Origin of the sequence: Pedobacter sp. (genome assembly GCF_041645105.1) — a bacterium.
GTDB lineage: Bacteria > Bacteroidota > Bacteroidia > Sphingobacteriales > Sphingobacteriaceae > Pedobacter.
Genome location: NZ_JBAZQQ010000005.1, coordinates 70,611 through 92,609, shown reverse-complemented (window position 1 = coordinate 92,609; position 21,999 = coordinate 70,611). Strand labels below are relative to the sequence as shown.

Annotated in this window: 19 protein-coding genes; 5 read left to right on the top strand and 14 right to left on the bottom strand. The window is 36.9% G+C overall.

Annotation, left to right across the window (positions count from 1 at the left end):
• Window positions 1–34: 34 nt before the first annotated feature.
• Genes WC623_RS16300 through WC623_RS16285 form a run of 4 tightly spaced genes read right to left on the bottom strand, consistent with a single transcriptional unit; the run spans window position 35 to window position 7,392 of the window.
• Entirely contained in the window at window positions 35–979 is a 945-nt protein-coding gene (locus WC623_RS16300) for a hypothetical protein (protein WP_372852990.1), read from the bottom strand.
• Between the two features lie 18 nt (window positions 980–997).
• Entirely contained in the window at window positions 998–2,602 is a 1,605-nt protein-coding gene (locus WC623_RS16295) for an exo-alpha-sialidase (protein WP_372852988.1), read from the bottom strand.
• A gap of 15 nt (window positions 2,603–2,617) precedes the next feature.
• Window positions 2,618–4,270, bottom strand: a complete 1,653-nt coding sequence (locus tag WC623_RS16290) for a RagB/SusD family nutrient uptake outer membrane protein (RefSeq protein WP_372852986.1) — start codon at window positions 4,268–4,270, stop codon at window positions 2,618–2,620.
• Between the two features lie 23 nt (window positions 4,271–4,293).
• A complete protein-coding gene (locus WC623_RS16285) occupies window positions 4,294–7,392 on the bottom strand; it encodes a SusC/RagA family TonB-linked outer membrane protein (protein ID WP_372852984.1) in 3,099 nt (1,032 codons plus the stop codon).
• Between the two features lie 324 nt (window positions 7,393–7,716).
• On the opposite strand from WC623_RS16285, the gene WC623_RS16280 reads away from it, so the two are divergent.
• Window positions 7,717–8,556: an amidohydrolase gene (locus WC623_RS16280; protein WP_372852981.1), complete on the top strand. Its 840-nt coding sequence runs from the start codon at window positions 7,717–7,719 to the stop codon at window positions 8,554–8,556.
• On the opposite strand, the gene rhaT is transcribed toward WC623_RS16280, so the two are convergent.
• From rhaT to WC623_RS16260, 4 genes are all read right to left on the bottom strand, one after another.
• Window positions 8,553–9,605: an L-rhamnose/proton symporter RhaT gene (gene rhaT, locus WC623_RS16275; RefSeq protein WP_372852979.1), complete on the bottom strand. Its 1,053-nt coding sequence runs from the start codon at window positions 9,603–9,605 to the stop codon at window positions 8,553–8,555. The genes WC623_RS16280 and rhaT overlap by 4 nt on opposite strands.
• Before the next feature lie 257 nt (window positions 9,606–9,862).
• Window positions 9,863–11,551: a dihydroxy-acid dehydratase gene (ilvD, locus tag WC623_RS16270; protein ID WP_372852977.1), complete on the bottom strand. Its 1,689-nt coding sequence runs from the start codon at window positions 11,549–11,551 to the stop codon at window positions 9,863–9,865.
• 36 nt (window positions 11,552–11,587) lie between these two features.
• Complete coding sequence (locus WC623_RS16265) at window positions 11,588–12,691, bottom strand: Gfo/Idh/MocA family protein (RefSeq protein ID WP_372852975.1); 1,104 nt, start codon at window positions 12,689–12,691, stop codon at window positions 11,588–11,590.
• 137 nt (window positions 12,692–12,828) lie between these two features.
• The gene (locus WC623_RS16260; protein ID WP_372852973.1) at window positions 12,829–13,710 is read right to left on the bottom strand and encodes an AraC family transcriptional regulator; all 882 of its coding nucleotides are present in this window, start codon (window positions 13,708–13,710) and stop codon (window positions 12,829–12,831) included.
• A 293-nt stretch (window positions 13,711–14,003) separates the two neighbouring features.
• Between WC623_RS16260 and WC623_RS16255 the strand changes: the two genes are divergently transcribed.
• The 3 genes from WC623_RS16255 (at window position 14,004) to WC623_RS16245 (ending at window position 16,293) form a co-directional block, all read left to right on the top strand.
• Complete coding sequence (locus tag WC623_RS16255) at window positions 14,004–15,098, top strand: hypothetical protein (protein ID WP_372852971.1); 1,095 nt, start codon at window positions 14,004–14,006, stop codon at window positions 15,096–15,098.
• 293 nt (window positions 15,099–15,391) lie between these two features.
• On the top strand, window positions 15,392–15,580 hold the full coding sequence (locus WC623_RS16250) for a hypothetical protein (protein ID WP_372852969.1): 189 nt from the start codon (window positions 15,392–15,394) through the stop codon (window positions 15,578–15,580).
• 2 nt (window positions 15,581–15,582) lie between these two features.
• The gene (locus WC623_RS16245; protein WP_372852967.1) at window positions 15,583–16,293 is read left to right on the top strand and encodes an SPFH domain-containing protein; all 711 of its coding nucleotides are present in this window, start codon (window positions 15,583–15,585) and stop codon (window positions 16,291–16,293) included.
• Between the two features lie 439 nt (window positions 16,294–16,732).
• On the opposite strand, the gene WC623_RS16240 is transcribed toward WC623_RS16245, so the two are convergent.
• Window positions 16,733–17,158 carry a PDDEXK nuclease domain-containing protein gene (locus WC623_RS16240; protein ID WP_372852965.1) on the bottom strand — a complete coding sequence of 142 codons (426 nt, stop codon included), beginning with the start codon at window positions 17,156–17,158 and terminating at the stop codon, window positions 16,733–16,735.
• Window positions 17,121–17,453 (bottom strand): DUF1016 N-terminal domain-containing protein, encoded by a 333-nt coding sequence (locus tag WC623_RS16235; RefSeq protein WP_372852963.1) that lies wholly within the window; start codon window positions 17,451–17,453, stop codon window positions 17,121–17,123. The genes WC623_RS16240 and WC623_RS16235 overlap by 38 nt, the downstream gene beginning before the upstream one ends.
• A 195-nt stretch (window positions 17,454–17,648) precedes the next feature.
• Here WC623_RS16235 and WC623_RS16230 point away from each other — a divergent pair, with 195 nt between their 5' ends.
• Complete coding sequence (locus WC623_RS16230; protein WP_372852961.1) at window positions 17,649–18,167, top strand: hypothetical protein; 519 nt, start codon at window positions 17,649–17,651, stop codon at window positions 18,165–18,167.
• A gap of 311 nt (window positions 18,168–18,478) precedes the next feature.
• On the opposite strand, the gene WC623_RS16225 is transcribed toward WC623_RS16230, so the two are convergent.
• The 4 genes from WC623_RS16225 to WC623_RS16210 form a co-directional block, all read right to left on the bottom strand.
• Window positions 18,479–19,270 (bottom strand): SDR family NAD(P)-dependent oxidoreductase, encoded by a 792-nt coding sequence (locus WC623_RS16225; RefSeq protein ID WP_372852959.1) that lies wholly within the window; start codon window positions 19,268–19,270, stop codon window positions 18,479–18,481.
• 46 nt (window positions 19,271–19,316) lie between these two features.
• Window positions 19,317–19,898, bottom strand: a complete 582-nt coding sequence (locus tag WC623_RS16220; protein ID WP_372852957.1) for a TetR/AcrR family transcriptional regulator — start codon at window positions 19,896–19,898, stop codon at window positions 19,317–19,319.
• A 77-nt stretch (window positions 19,899–19,975) separates the two neighbouring features.
• Window positions 19,976–20,896: an AraC family transcriptional regulator gene (locus WC623_RS16215; protein WP_372852954.1), complete on the bottom strand. Its 921-nt coding sequence runs from the start codon at window positions 20,894–20,896 to the stop codon at window positions 19,976–19,978.
• An 18-nt stretch (window positions 20,897–20,914) separates the two neighbouring features.
• Window positions 20,915–21,748, bottom strand: a complete 834-nt coding sequence (locus tag WC623_RS16210) for an SDR family NAD(P)-dependent oxidoreductase (RefSeq protein ID WP_372852952.1) — start codon at window positions 21,746–21,748, stop codon at window positions 20,915–20,917.
• Between the last annotated feature and the right edge of the window lie 251 nt (window positions 21,749–21,999).

Here is a 21,999-nt window from a genome sequence, read left to right as displayed (position 1 = left end):
TGTATTGATTTTATGTAATTCAAATATTATTTATTCAGAGTTTTTTTAAACATCTTATACTTCGTCCCCATGCTCTATATCCACCTGCTACAGTTGAGCCAGTGGTGGTAGTTCCAAGTGAAAATGTTGCTCCTGCAGCACCATTGTCAGTGGTCGTAGCTGTACTGCTCCAGTAAAGTCCCTGACTTCCTACAGCAACCAATGGCCCGGTAGCTCCTGACGCATTTCTACCTCCAGCTGCAGTTAATTTCAATATTGATACAAATGCAGTTGAATTAGTCATAGGTGAAGCAGCGCTAATACCAACCTCTCCTAAAATCCCATTTTCATTTACTCTGATTGCAACAAACTCAGTTTGAGTAGGAAGACGCCATCCTTCTCCTATTGCTTTACAAGGATCACACCCCTTAATTGCTGTAACATCTGTTGATTTAGAGGCATCAATTGTTACAGGAGCTGTAGTTGCCCACCAACGTGGGGCATTGTTGTGATAAAATAAAGGGATACCCTGCCCCAAACCTGTTGGATCATTTGGTGTAAGAACGGTATTAGTTCCTGCACTACTACCTACTGGAAAAGTGGTCCCTGTGTTGCTAGTTCTTACAACCACTTGATGACCATCATCCCATCTTCCTGACTGAAACAAATCGCCATAGGCCATAAAATCATCGAAAGCTGTAGCTACCGCTTTTGACCCCATATTCTGTTGTAACCAAATACTACCGTCGCCTAAACGTACAGTTTTATAAACTACTGTTTCACCATTGTAGGTAAACACTACCTGCCCTAAATCTCCAATATTAGTACCAGGATCCTTCGTCTTTTTTGTATCATCCTCAGGCACTTGAGGTTCTTTCTCTATTGGAGTTGTTTCTTCAAAATAATCAAATGGGCCTTTCTTTTTACAACCACCTGCAATTATTACAATTACCAGGATTAAAGCTGATAATTTAAATGATTTTAATTTTAATACTTTCATGTTCAATTTTTATTTATGCTATTGTAAAGGACCGTAAGGATAGTTTTTATCTTTGTACTGGCTAAAAGCGTTAATTCTTTTAAAGAATAAATAATTGGCATCATGATAATCATTCGGGGTACCTTTTCCATCATCAAAAGATGAACGGATAAGCATAATGATATCATTGCCATCAAAATCCCAATCTACATACTGAAAACCATGTTTTTCTACATCTGGATGATTGACAATAATTTTATTTACTGTCCAGTCTTTTAGATCAGTTGAAGAAATTAATGCTAATGTATTCCTTATTTTAGATGTCCATGTGAATGCCCATTGATCTGGAGCGATGCTATTAACCAATGACCAATATTTTCCAGATTGTTGGTCATACCTTATACTGAACTTTTTAGTTCCTCCAGGAAAAAGTGAGAAATCTGTTGACGGGTTGAAGTTTGAGGTAGCCCCATCTGCACTTATTTTAATTAAAGCAGCATATTCCTGCCCTGTAATATTAGTATGTACTCTTAAAACATTTCGGACTACTCCATCTGTACCCAACAATGCTCCCCCTTCCAACATTCCTTCAAACCGCCCACTTAACCATGTACTGTTATATGGAACTGATGTACTGGATGTCCAGCTAGAGGCTTTCAATAAATCTGAGCCAATCGGAGCAGAAATTACCATAGCCTCAAATGCTTTAGCCCATAAAGATGCTGCTCCTGTAACCTGTTCTACAGCTTTCCATATGCGTCCATTGTGGACAACTATCGCTGAGGATGCTGTTTGATAAAGTCCTGTGCGTAATAAACCTGTCTGATCATTTGAAGGTATTGTCCAGCTAAGACCATTATCTTCTGACCGTCGTATAACTACCTGTCCTGTTTTATCTAGTCCTAGAATATATAATTTCCCACTATGAACAAACAGATTACTTACCTGCTGACCATGTAGTTCCGCTATTTGTGTCCAGGATAATCCTTTATTAATTGAACGGTATATTCTTGAGACTCCTGAGGTTATTCCTGCTCCAAAAAAATCATGTGATGCCAGATAATCTCCATTGCTCAAAATACAAATGCTTGGATTCCCAATATATCTTTGGCTAGACGGCGCACTGTAAACGACAACTTCTCCAGGTAAACTAAACAAAGGACGTTCTGCAACATAAAGCCTAAACTTTCCTCCGGTTGCTGAAGTTTCGTTTAAAGCTATTCCATTCAGTCGAACACCTTGCGCTTCTCCCGGCCATCTACGTACAGGAATCGGTTTCCCACCAACACTGGCAAGAGAAGTCCTTTGAGAAAGCTGTTCTTTATTCAGCATTTCTGAAACAATATGATTCTTTAGTTCCTGTGTAGAAAGTGGAGCGCAAACACTTCCCTGATTTTCAGGAGCGAAAATAGTAATACCTTTATCCCATGTTTCTCTGCTTAATTTGAACGTCTTAAAAGCATTGGTAAAACACGATAGTTGTGCATGGCTTTCCAATTGCTGAATAAGTTCAGCTGGAGGGGCTACCAGCTCATTTTTATCTATTGTTCCACCTTCGTTACCGGCACCTTTTTTACATGCCGACAATGCTACAAAGCTGACAAAGCAACTTATAAACATTAAAAATATTCTTCCGTAACTCATATTTTCTAAATTCTACTAATTATAATCAGGGTTTTGTTCCAATGCAGGCTGCTTTTGCCTTTCTACTTGCGGTATCGGAAATAAATCAAATTCGTTTCTATATGTTCTGCTTTGTATCAAGTTATAATTGTAAGTCTTAATCCCAGTAATCGCATTTCTCTGTATCAATACGCCATAAGCCTGTTTCATTACATTTTCACCTATACGCCACCTACGTATATCCCAGAATCTTTTTCCTTCAAATGCCAACTCTACTCTTCTTTCATTTCTTATCTTATCACGCATCTGAATTTTACTTAAACCAGATGGTAAAGCAGGCATAGCTATTCCTATCCTTGTCCTCACTTCATTCACAGCATCGTAAATTGTATTATCGGGTATATCTAAAGCTTCATTTTGGGCTTCGGCATACATCAATAGCAAATCTTCATAACGCATGTATATCCAATAATGTTCACCTGTTACCGCAGGGGTTATGCTAGCATTCTCATCAACAGTTTTCGCAAGGTAGTACCCAGTTTGTGTCTGAGGCGCACCTCCTTGTGGTTGTGAGCCATTAGTTCCAGGTGCTCCCTGATAAGTTTGTATTACTGTTCCTTTCCAGGTACTGCCATCATAAATAATTGAATATCCTAAACGGGGATCTCTTCCTACGTAAGGATTATTTAAGTCATATCCAGAACCAGGTTCTGTTATTGCTTTCCCTGTTGACTGCATTTCATAGGCATTTACCATTTCCTGTATAGGTTGTACACGAGCATAACCTCCCAAACTTGGCAAAAACATTAAGTTTCGCCATGCTGCTTTATTCACTGTTGACTGGAAAATAATATTAGGAGTGGTACGAGAATGAAGCAAACTTTTATAATTTCCATCTACACTATAAACTCCTAAATTCACTACATCCTTTGCTGCTGCCGCAGCAGCTGCCCATTTAGTTTTATCTTCTGATGGATTATGTAATTTACTAGCTCTTAACAACAAAGCCTGTGCTTTTAACATCAGAGCAGCTCCTTTGGTTGCTCTTCCCAAATCTGCTGAAGCATTTTCTCGATATAATAAATTTGCTGCCTTCTCACAATTTGTAATGATAACACTAACAGTTTCATCCACCGTATTTCTTGGCAAATTCAGGTTATCTGTTATGTTTAATGTTCTTTCAAACACTGGAACCCTTCCGTAGCGTTTAAAAAGCTCCATGTAAAAGAATGCTCTTAAGAAATATGCTTCTCCTATCATTCGGTCTTTAGCGGCGACTTCAATTGGGTTTGCTGGTTGCCACAATGCTATTTTTTCCAAAAACAAATTGGCGCTCCTAACGGATGCATAAAGCGGAACCCAAACATCTAGCACGTTGCTTGTTGATGAAATCAATCCATTGGTATATTCCTGGGGTCCATTACCTAATTGTACCGAACATAGCGCTTCGTCTGAAGCTGCTCCATAAGTAAATGTATCACTGCCTGCAGGCTGCCATTCATCAGGTAAACGTTGATAAATACCTGCCAAAAATTGCAATGCTTGTTGATAGTTTCCAAATACCTGATTTTCTGTTAATCCTCCGGTTGGTGCTTTATCCAGATACTCGTCAACCTTTTTACAACTTTGTATTCCGCTTACTGCTATCATTAGCAATGTAAACAGGATAATTTTATATCTCTTTTTCATATTGATTGCCTATAGATTTTCTTTTAAAAGCTTACTGCTGTACCAAAATTAAATGTGCGCATAGTTGGATAGGTATTGGTTGCTCCTGTTAACTCAGGGTCGAATACTGAGTCTGACCAGGTATATAGGTTTTGTCCATTCGCATACACCCTTACTGAAGAAAAACCTCTGGTTTTTGTAAGCTTAACATCTTTAAAAGTGTAACCTATCTCAAAATTTTTCAAACGCACATAACTTACATCTTCTAAGAAGAATGTCGACTGCCTATGATTGTTACTATTTCTTACAGAGTGCATTGCAGGATAAGTTGCTGTCTCGGCGGTTTCTGGTGTCCAACGTCCCAAGTGTGCTTCTGTAACTTTCCCTCCATTAAAAAACTCCCAATAACCTATTCCTGCATTGTTACGGAAACTATTTGCAGCGCCTTGTAGCAAAAAGCTGACATCTAAGTTTTTCCAGTTGATTCCTCCCGAAAGACCATAATAAACTTCTGGGACATTACTTCCACCTATATATCCCATATCGTTACCATCAATCACACCATCACTATTCAGGTCTTTATATTTTAAATCTCCTGGGATTACAGTTCCAAATTGTGTAGGGCTGTTGTTAATTTCTTCTACACTTCTGAAAAAGCCAATGGCCGTATAACCATAATATTGCCCAATAGGTCTTCCAGTAGTTTGTAACCATTGATATTGTTTTGGGGCTTCATCCATAAAGAGAATCTTGTTTCTGGCAAATGACGCATTTACATTTAGAAAATAACTCAGACTACCTATTCGGTTATTGTGTGTAAGTTCTAGTTCAAATCCTTTATTTTCTACTTTACCTTCGTTTATAGGGGGGAGATTGTTTCCGGATACGCCCAATATACCGGGCACAGTGTTTGGCATAATCAGCTGATTATATCTGTGTTCATGAAACAAATCCACATTAAGGCCTAGCTTACTTTTAAACATTTTAAGTTCTAAGCCTAAATTGGTTTTTCTGGCTATTTGCCATGATACATCGCGATTAGCCATCGCTCCTTCAGTAATTGCGGCTATGTTTTGCAATGTTGTTCCGTAACCATATGCACCATTATTGGCATATTCAGAAAAGAAAAGCCATCTTCTTCCAGTTATCTGATCATCTCCCGTTAAACCATACGTTGCTCTTATTTTAAGATAATCTATTAAACTATTTCCTTTAAGGAATTTTTCTTCTGACAATAACCAGGCTGCTGAAACTGCTGGAAAAAAACCATATCTTTTATTGGGAGAAAAGTTATCCGTTCCATTATATCCTGCATTAAATTCAGCAAAATACTTGTATTTATAATTATATACGGCTCGCATCACCAATCCCTGTGACACCAATGGAATAGCATTCGTTGCAGAGGCTGACACTACTGCGTTAACAATCTGTGTTCGATTTGCAAGTAGTAATCCTGACACATCATGATTCCCAAACTTCCTTTGATAATTAAGAGACGCGTCCATCCATATATTTCGGTTTTGAGAAAATGCTCCCGTAGGTGCCGATAATGGAATATTTGTTTTCAGGTAAGTATAATTAGCGGGATCGTTAAAATCCCCCGATCCTTTGTAGGTAGCATAAGGTACTTCTTTTGATCTTACAAGACTATTATTGTACAATCCATCAAAAGAATAGTTCCCCTTTACTGATAAGCCTTGGGTGATGAAGTTCAGTTTATGTGTAGCAGTCAGCATACCAGAAAGTGCTGAATTGTATTCTTCTACATAACCAGATTCATTCAAAAACCAGAATGGATTAGCCTGTTGCCCATCATAACTATAGTATCCAGTTGGATACTTAATTGGTGTTGTTGGAGATACTGTAAGTGCTGTAATAAATATATTAGCTACTGAGCCGTTTGGCCTACTTATATTTTGTATAGAGCCACTTAATTTTAAGCCTATGGAGAAATTCTCATCAAAATCTATATCTACGTTAGAACGAAAGTTATAACGTTTGTAAGTGGCATTAGGATTATAATCTTTATTTTTTTCTGCATTATAGATCCCACCCTGGTCTAAATATCCAACATTTACAAAATATCGCGCTTGTGCCCCTCCTCCTGTAATATTAAAATTGGCTCGGGTTTCTAATCCTGGCTTTAAAAGCTCTTTAACATAATCTACATTGGCATACCGCAATGGATCTGAACCTGTTCTGAACGCTTCTAAAGCTGTTGCTGAATAATATGGCTGTGTGCTGTTAGGATTATCATTTTTATATCCTTCATTGTAAAGTTGTGCTGTTTGGTAAGAATCTAAAAAATTAGGTAATTCTACCGCTGTAGATACAGCTTTCTCTAGCGTAAGGTTAATTTGAGGTTTACCTATTTTACCCATTTTTGTGGTAACAATAATTACCCCGTTAGCCCCTTTAACACCATACAAAGCTGTTGCTGATGCGTCTTTAAGTATAGTTATATTTTCTATCTCATTAACATCTAGTAAACTGATTGCTTTGAAATCACGCTGTACACCATCAATTGTGACCAATGGTGTAGACGCAGTATTTAAAGACGCACGTCCTCTGATGAATAATGACGGATCGTCCCTACCCGGCTCACCTGAGCGCTGTACTGATACTAAACCGGGCAATCTTCCTGCAAGTGCATTCATTACATTCGCTGTAGGGCTTTGCTTCAGTTGAGTTCCACTCACAGAAGCGATTGCTCCTGTTTGCGCAATTTTTTTCTGGCTCTGTCCAAATCCAAGAACTACAACTTCATCCATAGCTTTTGAATCAGCGACTAATTTGACGTTTACCACTGACTGTTTACTAACCTGAATTTCCTGCTCTAAAAAACCAACAGATGAAAACACCAATGTGCCACCAGTAGCAGGTATATTCAGACTATAATTGCCCTCTGAATTGGTTACCTGTCCAATTGTAGTACCTTTTAGTTTTATGCTGACTCCGGGTATAACTTCTCCCATTGCATCAGTTACTTTACCGCTTATACTTATATTTTGTGCATAAGCAGGAGCTATAAATAATAAGCTTGTTAATAACAGTAACCATGTAAACTTTCTTTGCGACGCAGCATAGCCCCCCCTATGTGCACAAAGCAGAAAAAGTTTCTGCTTTAAAACCTGTTTCATCATTCTCGAATTTATATTTGATTTTAATTAGTACAATAATATGGGCAATGGCAATCTTAAACAAACACTTATTTGTCAATCACCTACACTATTTTGACCTACTTAATTCTTAACAAAAAAGATATTGTTAATAAAGGATTACTGATTAATATTAAATATATCCTCTGTTGATAGATTTCTATACATCCCCAATTTTTGGAATAAAGTTGTTTAACATATTAGTTCGATAATATTGTTTTAATATCAAAATAGTACAGTATAATTAACAGAAAGGATTAGGTTGAAAATTATCTGAAACTTACATTAGCGGTATAAACTTTTAAAATAATGAAAAACAAGTTGATTGATACTCATTTACATCTTTGGGACGTAGAGAAACTAAAATATCCCTGGTTGGATGAAGTACAAGATATTAGAAAAAGTTTTGATATAAAAGATTACCAGGAGGCTACTGCTCTCATCCCTATAGAGAAAATGATATTTGTGCAATGCGAATGTCTAGCTGAACAGTACATGGATGAAGTAAATTATGTTTCTGAAATTGCTATTTATGACCGCCGTATTGCTGGTATTATTTCCTGGTTTCCATTGGAATTACCAGATGCAGAAGCTCATCTTCAAATTCTACTTAAAAATCCATTAATACGTGGAATAAGACGATTGGAAGAGTCTCCAATTTCTTTATATGCTAGCTATGAATTTACAGACAATCTAGCTCTGCTTCAAAAATATAATCTAAGTTTTGATATAGGTGTAAAAACCTGGCAATTACCACAGGCCATAACAATAGTTGAGAGGCAGCCTGAGATTCAATATATGCTTGACCATTGCGGCAAACCTGACATAAAAAATGCCGAAATGCTTCAATGGAAAGCAAACATTAGATTACTGGCTGATAATCCAAATGTTTATTGTAAAATTTCAGGACTGGTTACAGAAGCTAAGTGGAATAACTGGCAGGTTGATGATTTAAGGCCTTATTTTGACTTTATTGTAGAGCAATTTGGTTTTAACAGAATAGTTTTTGGCAGCGACTGGCCTGTAGTAAATCTTGCTTCAAATTACACTGATTGGTTTGAGGCTTTTCTTGCATTATGTAAAGATTTTACATCAGAAGAAATGGCTAACATTTTGTTTAGAAATGCGAGTAGATTCTACAGAATCTAGTATGAATTTCCATATCCCACCAATACCACAGATAATATAATAACAGTTATACCAGCTAAAATAGTGAACATTGTTTTTCTACTGACACCCTGCCATTCTTTTAAAATGATACCCCAAATATTAGAAATCAAAATAATAAAGGCCATATGTAAAATCCACGAACTTGCTCCATTCCCTAACTTACTCTCCCCCATCCCGTAAAAAAAATATTGCATAAACCAGGTTGTTCCTGCAAGAGCAGAGAAAAAATAGTTATTGAGCAAAGGAGTCTTTTTATTGCCATAATTCCCAAAAGTTTTATTTCTTGCATTCATGACCATACATGATATAAAATTCGTGGTAAGCCCTCCAAGCATCACCACCACAAATATGACATTGTTACGGAACAATGGATCTGTTCCTGCTATTTCAGCGGCTTCGCCCATTGGCTTGCCTGCACTTATAGCAAAACTCATACAAGCACTTAGAATTCCTGAAAATACTGCAACCAACAAGCCTTTTTTTAAATTAAACTCACTAATACTTGCCTGCTTTTGGTCTATTGATAACTCTTTTTCTTTTCTCATTCCAGCAGCTCCACAAATGGCTATACCAACAAGACACACTAAGACACCTAACAAAACCAGTTGCCCTCCACTTGTACTTAACATATAACTAAATGTATCTGTCCCTTCTGTTGAAACAATATCTGCGTAAACTGGAGGAATAAGTGCTCCAAAAGCCGAGCAAAACCCCAAGGCAACAGACATACCTAAAGATATTCCAAGGTACCTCATTGCCAAACCAAAAGTCAAGCCTCCAATTCCCCATAATAAGCCTAAAAAATAAGTCCAGAATAGTGTATTTATATTGGTATCAAGAATGATATCGATAAATCCAGGTACCGTCAACCATGCTGCCAAAATAGGTACAATAAGCCATGAAAAAATTCCCCCGGTAATCCAATAACTTTCCCATGCCCAGCCTTTTACTTTTTTAAAAGGAATATAAAAACTACCGGAGGCAAATCCTCCGATAAAATGGAACAGTACTCCAAAAATAGCTTGCATAAATTCAGGTCAGATTTGTATTCATTAAATAAACAATAATTTTAGTTGATAAACAACTCTCCGGAAACAGCATTTCCACTTATATCTTTTACATAAAAAAAGCCATATTTAAACTTTTCAGGAACATTACATGTAATTTTTTTGTGTCGTATTTATAACAGCGACTTTATTTTTCCAGATACGCTTCTCGTTTCTAGATACAGTATCTGTACTATAATAAAACTTAGTTAAAAGTAAATCAGTTGCTGAGCTATATGTTACAGAAGCTTTTTCTCATCCGTTACACATCCTTCAGAGGCTGATGAAACTGTAATACTGTATTTATAAAGCATCCCTTTATCATACTTGAGTTTAGGCTGTCTCCATAAAGTACCTCTTTCTTTCACTTCATCTTCTGTAATGTTAGCATTAATCGTATTATTTACAGCATCGATCGTAATGATGTCACCATCTTGTAAGAGTGCTATTAACCCTCCATCCATAGCTTCAGGGGTAATATGCCCAATCACAAATCCATGTGTTCCACCTGAAAATCTGCCATCAGTAATAATAGCCACATCATTTCCTAACCCTGCTCCCATTACAGTTGCTGTTATTTTCAGCATTTCGGGCATACCAGGGCCTCCTTTTGGCCCCTCATATCTTACGACAATAACATCTCCAGAGATAACTTTTTTATTTTTTATTGCTTCAATAGCACTGGGTTCATCATTAAATACTTTTGCTGGTCCTTCAAAAAGTTCACCTTCTTTTCCTGTTATTTTTGCGACTGCACCTTCTGTTGCCAGATTTCCATACATCACTCTTAAATGTCCGGAAGATTTTAATGGCTTATCAAATGTTGAAAGTATCTGAAAACTTTTGTCTAATGGCTTTATAGCCTTCGTATTTTCAGCTAACGATTTCCCAGTAACTGTCAAGCAATCCGGGTGTAAATATCCTGCCTCTAACAACTCCTTAATCACTCCTGGCGTCCCACCTGCCAGATGCAGGTCTTCCATCAGAAATTTCCCACTTGGTTTCAAATCCGCAAGCAGAGGGGTTTTATCACTTATTCGTTGAAAATCATCTAAACCAATTTCTATATTGATTGATTTCGCCATTGCAATTAGATGAATAACGGCATTGGTAGAACCTCCTAAGGCCATAATAAGTGTAATCGCATTTTCAAATGATTGCTTCGTCAGAATATCCGATGGCCTGATGTCCTCCATCAACAGATGATGAAGATAGCTTCCAACCTTCAAACATTCTTCTTGCTTTTCTTTACTCACAGCTGGATTTGATGAACTATAGGGTAAACTTAAACCCATAACTTCAATAGCTGCTGACATCGTATTTGCAGTATACATACCACCACACGCACCCGCTCCTGGACAAGCATTCAGCACTATTCCATTAAAGTCTTCTTCCGAAATTTTACCTGCTATCTTTGCCCCATAGGCTTCTAAAGTAGATAATATATTGATCTTTTGATCTTTATAATTACCGGAATGTATTGTCCCTCCGTAAACCATTATAGACGGTCTATTTAACCGGCACATAGCAATTACCGCTCCTGGCATGTTTTTATCACACCCCATAATAGGTACAACTGCATCATACCATTGTGCACTAACTACTGCTTCAATAGAATCAGCTATAATATCACGAGATGGCAAAGAGAATCTCATTCCTGTTGTCCCCATAGAAAGTGCATCACTAACCCCTATTGTATTAAAAATAAGTCCTACCAACCCCGCTTCTGCAATTCCTTTTTTTACTGTTAGTGCAAGGTCATTCAGATGCATGTTACATGGATTCCCTTCGTAACCCGAGCTTGCAATGCCTACCTGTGCTTTCTTAAGGTCATCAGTACTAAGTCCTACTCCATGTAACATAGCTTTTGAAGATGGCTGACTGACATCTTCTGTTAAGATACGGCTGTATTTATTTAATATATTCATTGGTTAATAATAATTTCATAGGTTAGGTGCATCTATCTAGGAGTCTTTCTGCGAAAACTGATATTTATTGCTGATTACTCCTCCATGCTCACTTGATTCATAGGCCGCTTCAACCAGGGCCATAGTTTGATAAGCGCTGTCAATATGATTGATAAGGATATCTGAGGAACCTTCTACATAACACATTAGGTTTGCCATAGAGCCTATAAAAGCATCAGGAAACCAGCTTGCTTCAAAACTTACAGATTGCCATTCTGGCTCTTTTCCTTCTTCAAGAATAACATATTCAAATGTATCGGCTACTCCATCAGGATAATTGATATTCATTCCTAATGTTGCTTTGATGGCCCCTTTAGTACCTTCCAGCTTTATAAAAGAATCCTGATGTTTTAAACCAAACTCATGTCCGTGGTTGGTATTGATATGAGCTTTGATTATTTCATCATATTCCAGAAAAATAATAGATCTTGTAGAAGCCAATTGCATCATTTTTGGATGTTTCCATGTTTTAGCATAAACTTTTTGAGGCTCCCCAAAAAAATAACGCAATAGATCCATATAATGGATACTGTGATACAGCATCTCCATTCTCGGAATATGAAACAAAAATTCCCATAAATGCCAAGGATGATAAATGTTCATTCTTATTTCAACATCATGCAAATCTCCAATAAGTCCACTGTCAACTATCTTTTTTGCGGCTACCACAGACGGAATAAAACGCATTTGGAAATTAATAGCAGCTACAAATTGTTTTTCCTTACATATTTTCATGATCTTGTCTGCTTCGGAAATATTCTCGCCCATAGGCTTCTGAATCAACACTATAGCCTTTTCGGGTAATTGATCTAATACTCCAACTATGGCCGATGCAGGTACAGCAACGTCAAATACAGTATTGACTCTCGCTGAAGATATCGCTTCTTTAAGTGAAGTATATACGTTTTCAATATCAAATTCTTCTGCAAGTTTGTTTGCTTTTTCTAATGCAGGGTCAAATATCCCTAAAACATGCCAGTCAGCTTTTTTATATGCAGGTAAATGCCCGTCCTTTACAATTCCTCCAGCACCTATCACAATGATTGAGAAAGGTTTTAAAGGCATCTTGATTTGATGTTGCAGATCTATAGTTGGTTTCATACTAAATATTAAATTCTTTCGAATTCTAATTTAGTTCAAACTTATCTGTATTTATTACGATAACCCTATACTTTTTGCTATGTTATTTGTACTATATTGACCATTTTCCAATATGAAATGGTAATAAATGAAGATGCTTAAGAAACGTTCATTTTTCTGAAATATTCCTGCCTAAAAAGTTGTGGTGTGATATTTTTTATGGCTTTAAATTGTCTATTAAAATAAGAAATATTATTGAACCCACTTTGGTAACAGATTTCTGTCACGCTCAAATCTTCTTCAATCAACAACTTACAAGCGTGTCCGATTCTAATTTCATTCAAAAAGAGTGTAAATGTTTTACGTGTTCTTTTTTTGAAATATCTGCAAAATGCAGATGGACACATGTTAATTAAGCCAGAAGCCTCTTCAATTGAAATAGGTTCTTGAAAATGTTTCATTACATATTCATAAATTCTATTGATACGTTTTGGATCACTGACATTAATACTTCCAGAACCAACTTCATCAGACAGCACAGTATATTCTCTAGAATTTGCGATAGTATTTAAAAGTGAAAGCAAATGAATCAATTTGTCCATCCCCTTCATCTCCTTAATCTCTAGCATCATCTTCGTAATTTTCTCTGCCAGAGAACCATGTAACTCCAAACCTTTAGCTGCCTTTTGTAACATCAGCTGAATACCAACTGTCTCCGGAGTTTGAAAAAACTCCTTTCCAATAAAGTCATCTGTAAACTGAATCACTAGAGAAGCTGCCTCTAATTCTGGAACATTTTCATAATAACAAGCATCATTTCTATACCAGTGAGGAATATTAGAGCCCAATAGGACAAGGTCTCCGGAACGAAAGTCTGTAATTTTATCTCCCACAAATCTCTTTCCTTCGCTTTTTAGTACCAATACCAGTTCATACTCTGGATGGAAATGCCAAGGTGTACTAAAATATGGTGAACGGAATTCCTGTACAGCAAAAGATGAATCTATAAATTCAGGAACTTTCTGGAGAATGGCTTTCATATATTAATAAATATACAAAAAATCAATTATTGAAAGAAAAAGTTATAAAATGTCATTTTCTAGGTAATCGTGGCTAAATTGCAAAACTAAAGATTCAAATCGTTATAGTATTTAAGTTTATATTAGCCAAACAAACTATAATGTTAGATCAGCCCATAGTTATATTTACAAGCGAGAGTTCAATGGTTTAGCCCCATGAGATTGACAGAAACATTGGCTCGCCTGGGAGTATTCATATCATTGATGATTCCAGCGAATAAAAAGCAGGCTATTACGAATCATGTGAATAAAAAATGAAAATCAAACTTTCAATAATTCTTACCATCATCCTGCCTGCTTTTGTATCCGGTCAGGAAATGATTACCAGAGCTTCCTTCGAAAACATCCAATATGTCCAAGCTCTAGCTTGGCATGAGAATGATATATATTGCAGCGGCTATACCTTTAAAACTAAGATCAATGATGGGAACTCCACGGATGCCTATCTGGTCAACTACGACCTATCCTTAAAGCCAAAATGGTCACTTAAGATCGCTGATAAACATTACAATGAGATAGGTGCTATCATGAAGTATAAGGAGAAAATATACGCCCTTGTCAGCCAGGGCAAGATGCAGCCTCTTTCTAAGGACATCTTTCTCATCCTATACATCATCCTTCCCGATGGCTCAATAGCAGAAAGAGTACCGCTAGGGCGGACATTCTATGCCCCCTCCAATATCGCCATTGATGGACAGCATCTCGTGTTCGGAAATACTTTCAATGCTGGTACCAGTTATTCCAGTCCCTCGACACCAGAAATTATCAGGTACAATCTAACTACCAAAAAAATTACTAGGCACAGGGGTAGTCAGGGACTTTATTACCCAAAAAAAATCATTGCGACTAATGCAGGTATATTCCTTTCGGACATGTACCTGAAACCGAACCGGCCAAACGTCATTTCCCTTAAAAGTGGCAGATATGGAGAGATTTTACTAAAGCCAAAGAAAGAGGAATATTTCCTGGATAGTTACGTTAACAAAAACATCCTAACAACTGTCTGTGTCTTTCCGGGCGTCTATGGGGATATGAACAAATATCTGAAGTACTATTATCTCGACTTGGCTAGCAAAAAAGTTAGTACCAAGACTATACCCTATGCAAATCTGGGTTGGGAAGACGTTCGTTTCTCAACCTTTTCGAACGCCACAGCCTCTTGGCTGATCGTAAAGGAGGCTAAGACAAAACAAATCAACTATGTGCTGCTGGATGACAAGGGCAACATCAATCGCACACTGAAATTTGACCTGTCCAATGGCAATAGCTACCAGGAATACTATATTTTCAGGGACAATCTCCTGCTCAAAGCCAATTCGAGCGGCATCCAGCTATACAAGACTGAATAGATAACTACACACGTCATAACGTTTATCATCATCACTATGCCCGGTAAATCTATCATCGGTAACATCCATCAAAACTATGAACTACTGAAAGGAGGTGGTGATGAGTAAGTTACTTTTCAGACTTAACAACACTTAATATCCACTCGGATAAAATTTCGGGGCCGTTTACAAATATTATTTCCAAAATAAATTCCATATAACGATCTATTACAAAAACTAAACCAATAAAAATGAATAAGCATACAATTGAATTAATTTAAGCCGTAATCAATAAGAAATTATAATTTAGAAACATGAAAATAACACTCTACATTTTGATTTCTGTAATAGCAGTTTCCCTGATTAACTATTGGTATCAGGTTTATATTGTCGGCAGATATTATGCCAGTGCTGGCTTATTTTTCACAACTATTGGTGTATTATGTCCAATTGCCGTGATCTACATTTCTTACCTATTAATCAAACGAATCAAAAACAATTAACGATGAAAAATTTATTTACAACAATTTGTATCGGCCTTATGGCTATGTTCTTTACCTCCTGTGACCGTGCTCAATCAAATGTGCAAACCCTGTATACTAGTAATTGTGGCGTGAGTTGGGAATTAATTAAAGCTGGAGAAACTGTACCTAAAGGGGTTGGAATGTGTTCTTATAAAATTACAGTACCCGATTATCCAATGCAGGGGGAGAGTGTTTTTAAAAGTGCATTTAAAAACCGGGTGATGGCGAAGATTGAAGTTACTTATGATTATTCGATAACTGATGCGAAATTATACATTGGCGAGGCTAAGTACTTAGGTAAAATGAATAGTGACAGCGATAGTGAGGTGAATAGCTCAAAAGCTTATGAGACTGCTGAAAACTCGGTGATAGACAAAAGAATTAAAGAAATTGCCAGAGATCTATTGCTAAGTGAAGACATCGTGGATTTCAATCAAAATGAGTTTGAAGCTGAGTTGTTGAAAAACGTAAATGATTTGTTAAAAACGAAGGGGGTAACTTTAAACTTTCTTTCATTTGTGCCAATTCCGGAAGAACAGACCAGACAAGCAATTGATGTCGTTACAGCAATGAAGATTTACGAATCAAAAGGATTAACTGAAATTGGGAAGTCGGTTTCAGCTGCAAGAGCTGGAGCAACTAAAGTTGAAGTAAAAGTATCTAAAGATGATCAACCTCTAAAAGAGGATTAATTCTTATAACAGCTTTTTAAATTAAGCCTTTCAGAGATGAGAGGCTTTTTTAGTGTCTTGTTTTACGTCTTTATTTGAGAATTTACCGCGTACCTTTCCGCTCTGTCAACAGCTTTCTCAGCTCCTTTTATATCATGTGTATGGAAAGCGCTTTACTAGGCATGTGGTTTCCGAGCTAAAATTGTATGTAAATTTGTATTGTTAAAATAAAAAAGCCTTGCAGGCAATAAAGCTACAAGACTTTACATAACAGTACCGATCAGGAGGAGTACTTTGAACATTTAAATCGCTTTTTATTACTTATAGAGCCTATAATTGAGGATTTGGAACGAAAAAAATTCATTTGAGCAGACATCGAAATACAAGGTGATTTTCGATTACAACACCTTGACCAGATTATAATAGAACAAAAAAGTTGGCAAATACGAGAACTAATCTTTTAACTATTAAAGAGGTTAAGTTTTACCTTTTCCCGTTCTATTTCTGCAATCAGTTCTTCTTCTGTAGGTAGATAAGGCATGTATTTAGTAGCAAAGAGTCTTGGATTATCGTTGATCACAGAATACTTAACTACTGTTTCACTTTTTTCTGTACAAAGAATAATACCTATTGTTGGATTATCGCCTTCTGGTTTTTTTAGATCATCAAACATCCGTCTATACATATCCATTTGACCAACATGCTGATGAGTAAGCTTTCCAGCTTTCAAATCAATTAGCCCGAAACATTTAAGTAAATAATTATAAAAGACCAAATCAATATAGAAGTGATCTATCTCAGCACTGATTCGAAATTGCCTACCCACGAAAGAAAAGCCCTTTCCTAACTCAAGTTCGAACACTCCAGTTCTGTTCAGCCGCTTCATTCAAATAATATGTCCTAGCCCCTTCATTTTCCACCCTCATTATTAACCGATTATGGCTCCATGTCAATTTTCTACACAGTGTGTAGAATTTATTTTGCTCAGGATAAGTAAGGTAAAACTGTCTGAAATTATATAAATTAGAGTAAGAAAAACCTTTGCCAAATTCAGCTGTCAGCGCTTTAGAAAGTTCCTTCAATATACCTTCTCCATAAACGGCTCTTTCTTCACCATGCTGTTCTTGGTCAACAATACGTTTTCCGATAAGCCAATATGCCTCAACCATTGCTGCGTTCACAGCAGTGTAAGCGTTTTGTCTGGCTGCAGCTAAGATACCTCTGATTTCTTCAATATAGGTGCTGATACTCCAAATTTAAAGAAAACAATCAATGCAACGTTAAATTTGAAGAAGAATCCAAAATGTATAATGAAACTTATGAGTTAATAGTGAATTACATATATTTAAACATCTATATTTCATTATAAAATAGCAATGCCTACAATAGAAATAGCTTCATTTAATTCGACAGGACTTGGATTGAACCAAACTGACTTTGAGATTACAATAATTGAAGAAAATAAGCTTGAAAGTCATCGGGGACTTTTTTATGAATTGCTTCGACAACAAAGTGGAACTATAGTTCATGTTGGTAACCCTGACTTTAAAAATCAAAAAGATGGTGGAGTTTATGCCGGCAAGATAATCAATTGGAGTATTGACTCAAATGAAGAAATCACAATACCAATCAACAATTTGGATAGCCCAGTTTATGATAGCGGAGCAAGTCAACAGTTCAGATTTAGGTTCTTGGATCAATATAAGGCTGACATCGATAAACTATTAAAAACAGCGCTTGACAAATCACCTATTAAGAAAATCTGTATTCTCACTGACTATCAATTTGGACCTGAAAAAAAAAGTTTCGAAACTATATATACCATACAGGACTTTTGGCAACAACATGATAATGATGGATTGATCTTTAATACATTGTATGAAATGTATGGATGATAAAATAGTTCTAAGCTAATCTCCTCTTCCCCCTTACCAGACTGAACCATGAGCAGGAATACTTTGAACATTTAAATCTCTTTTTGTTGCTTATTGAACCCATAATTGAGGATTTGCAGCGGAAAAATTTCATTTAAAATTCTAGGCGTTGTCAAGGTAATCTTTGAAAGGATACCTTGACAAGACTACTTTAGAACAAAAAAGTTGGCAAATATGAGAGATTGTAGTTTTGGTTTATATTGAAGTTATATAACCTCAAGTTTCACATTATAAAACTAATACTTTATTTGAATTAACTACTGAAAACAAGATCAAAGTGTCTTCAAAACACCACCATCAGCCCTCAGGCTTGCTCCGTTTGTAGCTAACGACAAAGGACTGGAAAGATAGGTAGCCAGGTTTGCAATTTCTGTCGGTTCAATAAAGCGTGACAATAGCGAATGGGAATTCGTTTGTTGCATGATACCAACTTTTAACTGCTCCACACTCATATTTTGTATACCTGCAATATGTTCAACGGTTTTAGCTACGCCATCAGAATAAGTCGGCCCGCCTAAAATAGTGTTTACCGTAACCTCTGTACCTTTGGTTAATTTCGATAAGCCATTGCCTACCGCCATCATTGCGGCTTTGGTCATTCCGTAGTGTATCATATTATCCGGAACATTAACACCCGACTCACTGCTGATAAAAATGATCCTTCCCCTGTTCTTGCTGAGCATCTTTGGCAATAAGGCCCTTGATAATCTTACGCTGCTCATGACATTGACCTCAAACATGTGATACCAATCGTCATCGGTAGTTTTCGCAAAATCTTTCAGATCAAAAATCCCAACATTGTTAATCAGAATATCGATATCACTTAATTGACTTAACAGGGCTTCTACCTGTGCTTTAACAGAGAAATCAGCTTCAATCCCAGATACAATTGCATTTGGAAATTGTTTTTGTAAAGCCGCAACTGCAGCATTCATTTTTGCTTCTTCACGACCATTTATAATGACCTCAGCCTCTTCAGCTAGTAATTGTTGGGCAATAGCAAATCCAATTCCCTGTGTCGCGCCACTGATAAACGCTCTTTTTCCTTTTAGTTTTAAATCCATCTTATTTTTATTTTTGTATCGTTCAATACATAATTATTCAAAAAAATTAAGCTAAAATATCCAGCTGCATTTCTACCTGCACTGCGAGTACTTTTTCATCAGGATAAATCCTTCTGAGGGTATTAAGGCCACACCAGAAAGTGATTAGGTATCTACCCAAAACTTGCGATGATAATGGATTTTGCAGGTGACCGAATTCCTTTTCTCTTTCAATTGCACTCACAAACATCTGCTCCACATCTTTTAGTATTCGAATGGCATCTGCCTCCAGCTCATCATCAATAAAAGTCATTTCTACAACTGTGTTTGCTATGATACAGCCTTTAAAATGATCTGTTTGGTTTGCTTTGGCTATACTCCTGAAAAAATCTTTTATTAACGTCAACGGAAACTCACTTCTTTCCAGTATTTTTCTGAAATCATTAAATGCTTCCCTCCGCTGTTGAATTGCGGCGCTGAAAACTTCCTTCTTTCCTCCTTTAAAGCTGTTGTAAAAACTACCGGAACCTACTCCGGTAGCAGTCAACAAATCGTTTAGCGAGGTTGCTGTATATCCTTTTTTCCAAAAAATTTGTTGCGCTTTGGTCACCAACTCGGCATTCTCAAATAATGTAGGTCTTCCTTTCATTGATATAATCATTTTTGTATTGATTGATACAAAAATAGAAAATCCAACCAATTATTCAAAAACATGAGTAAGAATAATTAATTAAATGACTGGCGATACTGTAAAGGGGTTTGCATGGTTTTTTTCTTAAATAACTTATTAAAAGACTGAGGATACTCAAATCCAAAGCGGTAAGCAATTTCGCTAACATTAAGGCTTGTTGTAGAAAGTAACACTTTTGCTGCCTCGATGATATGATTGTGGATATACTGCAGGGTGCTTTGTCCGGTGAGGCTACGCAACATATCACTTAAGTAATTGGCAGAAAGATTAAGTTCTTCGGAAAGTATTTTGACACTGGGAAGCGTAGGCATAGCCTTTTTATCATTTTCAAAATAGCCAGTAAGGATTTCTTCTAACCTTGTTAAAAGATCGTGATGTACAGCCTTTCTGGTAATGAACTGCCTGTTGTAAAAGCGATTTGAGTAACTAAGTAGTAACTCTACATGCGAAACCATCACATCCTGACTATATTGATCGATATTGTTTTTTAGCTCCTGCTGCATTTGTTTCAGGAGGGAGAAAATAATTTCTTCTTCTTTTACCGATAAATGGAGTGCCTCTGCAACAGAATAGGAGAAAAAACCGTAATCTTTAATATGCTTTGCTAAGGGATAATTCTGGATGAGCGCTGGCTTAAATACCAGCATGTAGCCATTAATCGGTTTTCCGCCTGTTTCTCGTACCGAGAACACCTGTCCTGGTTTAGTGAATGTCATGATCCCCTCTTCAAAATCGTAATCCTGTTGCCCGTAACGGAATTTACCATTTGTACCAGTTTTTATGGCTATGCAGTAGAAATCATTCGTAAAATGCTTCCATACATCACTGTGTTTGTAGCTCAGCAGTGCAAAATCAATCACACTTACCAAAGGATGATCAGGCTTTGAAAGTGCAAATAAACGATGCAGTTCAGAAATCGAACTGATCTGGTAAGGTGATTGATCTGTCTTCTTCATTTACTCAAATTTAACCAATTAATCGAAGTTGGTGGAAAATGAAAGGTGTTTCCATTGTTCCATTTCAGTTTGCTCGTTTTTCCGGTGTTCCAGAATAGAGTTGTAGCTGTCTGGTCCAAGAACAAGATGAACGGGAGGCTCTTCTGCTTTTACGATTGCATTCAGTGCTTGTGCCAGTTTTTTTGGATCGCCTGGTTGGTATCCGTTAAAACTGCTCAACATGGCTGCATGCTCTTTTTTACCGTAACCGATCACATCTTTTTTGGCCACAACTAGCGTATAATCAGACATGAAATTAGTACGGAACATACCTGGAGCCACCACAGTAACCTTAATGCCAAAGGGTTTGACTTCTTGTGCCAATGCTTCTGAAAGACCTACAACAGCAAATTTAGCCGCATTGTAACTTCCGGTATTGGCGTAACCAATATAACCCATATTTGAAGCTATGTTAATGATGTGTCCGGATTGCTGTTTTCTGAGGTGCGGTAGGACATGACGAATAATGTTCACCGTTCCAAAAACGTTAACCTCCTGCGTTTTACGGAATTCTTCTTCAGAAATTTCTTCCAAGCTCCCCACCAGATAATAGCCGGCATTGTTTAATACCACGTCCAACCTTCCAAAATGTACAATGCTTTTGAATATGGCATCGCTAACGGCTCCGTCCTTGGTAATATCTAATGCCAGAGGAAGAAAGTTTTCGCTAGCTTCGCCAAGGCTGCTCATGAGTTCGTTAACATTCCGTGAAGTAGCTACCAGTTTGTCGCCATTTGCCAATACCAGTTTGGCAGTTTCAAGCCCCATCCCTTTGGATGCACCTGTGATAAACCATACTTTTTGTGTATTCATTTTTTTAATTTTGATTGTGGTACAAAATTCGGCTAACACGGTCTGATAAAAGTATCCATTTTACTGACATATGTATCCAATTTCAGGATCAGTGACTTCAAGATGAATGACTGATTTTTAGCTGAGCGCTACAAACATGCATTAGTAGCCATGTGACTATAACCCATTATAAACTAGAAGTTTATCTACACAGGCTATCTTTGAATAAAAAATATTCAAAGATAATCCTCTAATGGCCCGCAATTGTAAAA

Excerpts from the sequence above, each read along its gene's own strand:
- WC623_RS16300 (WP_372852990.1), bottom strand. The coding sequence starts at position 979 with ATGAAAGTATTAAAATTAAAATCATTTAAATTATCAGCTTTAATCCTG.
- WC623_RS16295 (WP_372852988.1), bottom strand. The coding sequence starts at position 2,602 with ATGAGTTACGGAAGAATATTTTTAATGTTTATAAGTTGCTTTGTCAGC.
- WC623_RS16290 (WP_372852986.1), bottom strand. The coding sequence starts at position 4,270 with ATGAAAAAGAGATATAAAATTATCCTGTTTACATTGCTAATGATAGCA.
- WC623_RS16285 (WP_372852984.1), bottom strand. The coding sequence starts at position 7,392 with ATGATGAAACAGGTTTTAAAGCAGAAACTTTTTCTGCTTTGTGCACAT.
- WC623_RS16280 (WP_372852981.1), top strand. The coding sequence starts at position 7,717 with ATGAAAAACAAGTTGATTGATACTCATTTACATCTTTGGGACGTAGAG.
- rhaT (WP_372852979.1), bottom strand. The coding sequence starts at position 9,605 with ATGCAAGCTATTTTTGGAGTACTGTTCCATTTTATCGGAGGATTTGCC.
- ilvD (WP_372852977.1), bottom strand. The coding sequence starts at position 11,551 with ATGAATATATTAAATAAATACAGCCGTATCTTAACAGAAGATGTCAGT.
- WC623_RS16265 (WP_372852975.1), bottom strand. The coding sequence starts at position 12,691 with ATGAAACCAACTATAGATCTGCAACATCAAATCAAGATGCCTTTAAAA.
- WC623_RS16260 (WP_372852973.1), bottom strand. The coding sequence starts at position 13,710 with ATGAAAGCCATTCTCCAGAAAGTTCCTGAATTTATAGATTCATCTTTT.
- WC623_RS16255 (WP_372852971.1), top strand. The coding sequence starts at position 14,004 with ATGAAAATCAAACTTTCAATAATTCTTACCATCATCCTGCCTGCTTTT.
- WC623_RS16250 (WP_372852969.1), top strand. The coding sequence starts at position 15,392 with ATGAAAATAACACTCTACATTTTGATTTCTGTAATAGCAGTTTCCCTG.
- WC623_RS16245 (WP_372852967.1), top strand. The coding sequence starts at position 15,583 with ATGAAAAATTTATTTACAACAATTTGTATCGGCCTTATGGCTATGTTC.
- WC623_RS16240 (WP_372852965.1), bottom strand. The coding sequence starts at position 17,158 with ATGAAGCGGCTGAACAGAACTGGAGTGTTCGAACTTGAGTTAGGAAAG.
- WC623_RS16230 (WP_372852961.1), top strand. The coding sequence starts at position 17,649 with ATGCCTACAATAGAAATAGCTTCATTTAATTCGACAGGACTTGGATTG.
- WC623_RS16225 (WP_372852959.1), bottom strand. The coding sequence starts at position 19,270 with ATGGATTTAAAACTAAAAGGAAAAAGAGCGTTTATCAGTGGCGCGACA.
- WC623_RS16220 (WP_372852957.1), bottom strand. The coding sequence starts at position 19,898 with ATGAAAGGAAGACCTACATTATTTGAGAATGCCGAGTTGGTGACCAAA.
- WC623_RS16215 (WP_372852954.1), bottom strand. The coding sequence starts at position 20,896 with ATGAAGAAGACAGATCAATCACCTTACCAGATCAGTTCGATTTCTGAA.
- WC623_RS16210 (WP_372852952.1), bottom strand. The coding sequence starts at position 21,748 with ATGAATACACAAAAAGTATGGTTTATCACAGGTGCATCCAAAGGGATG.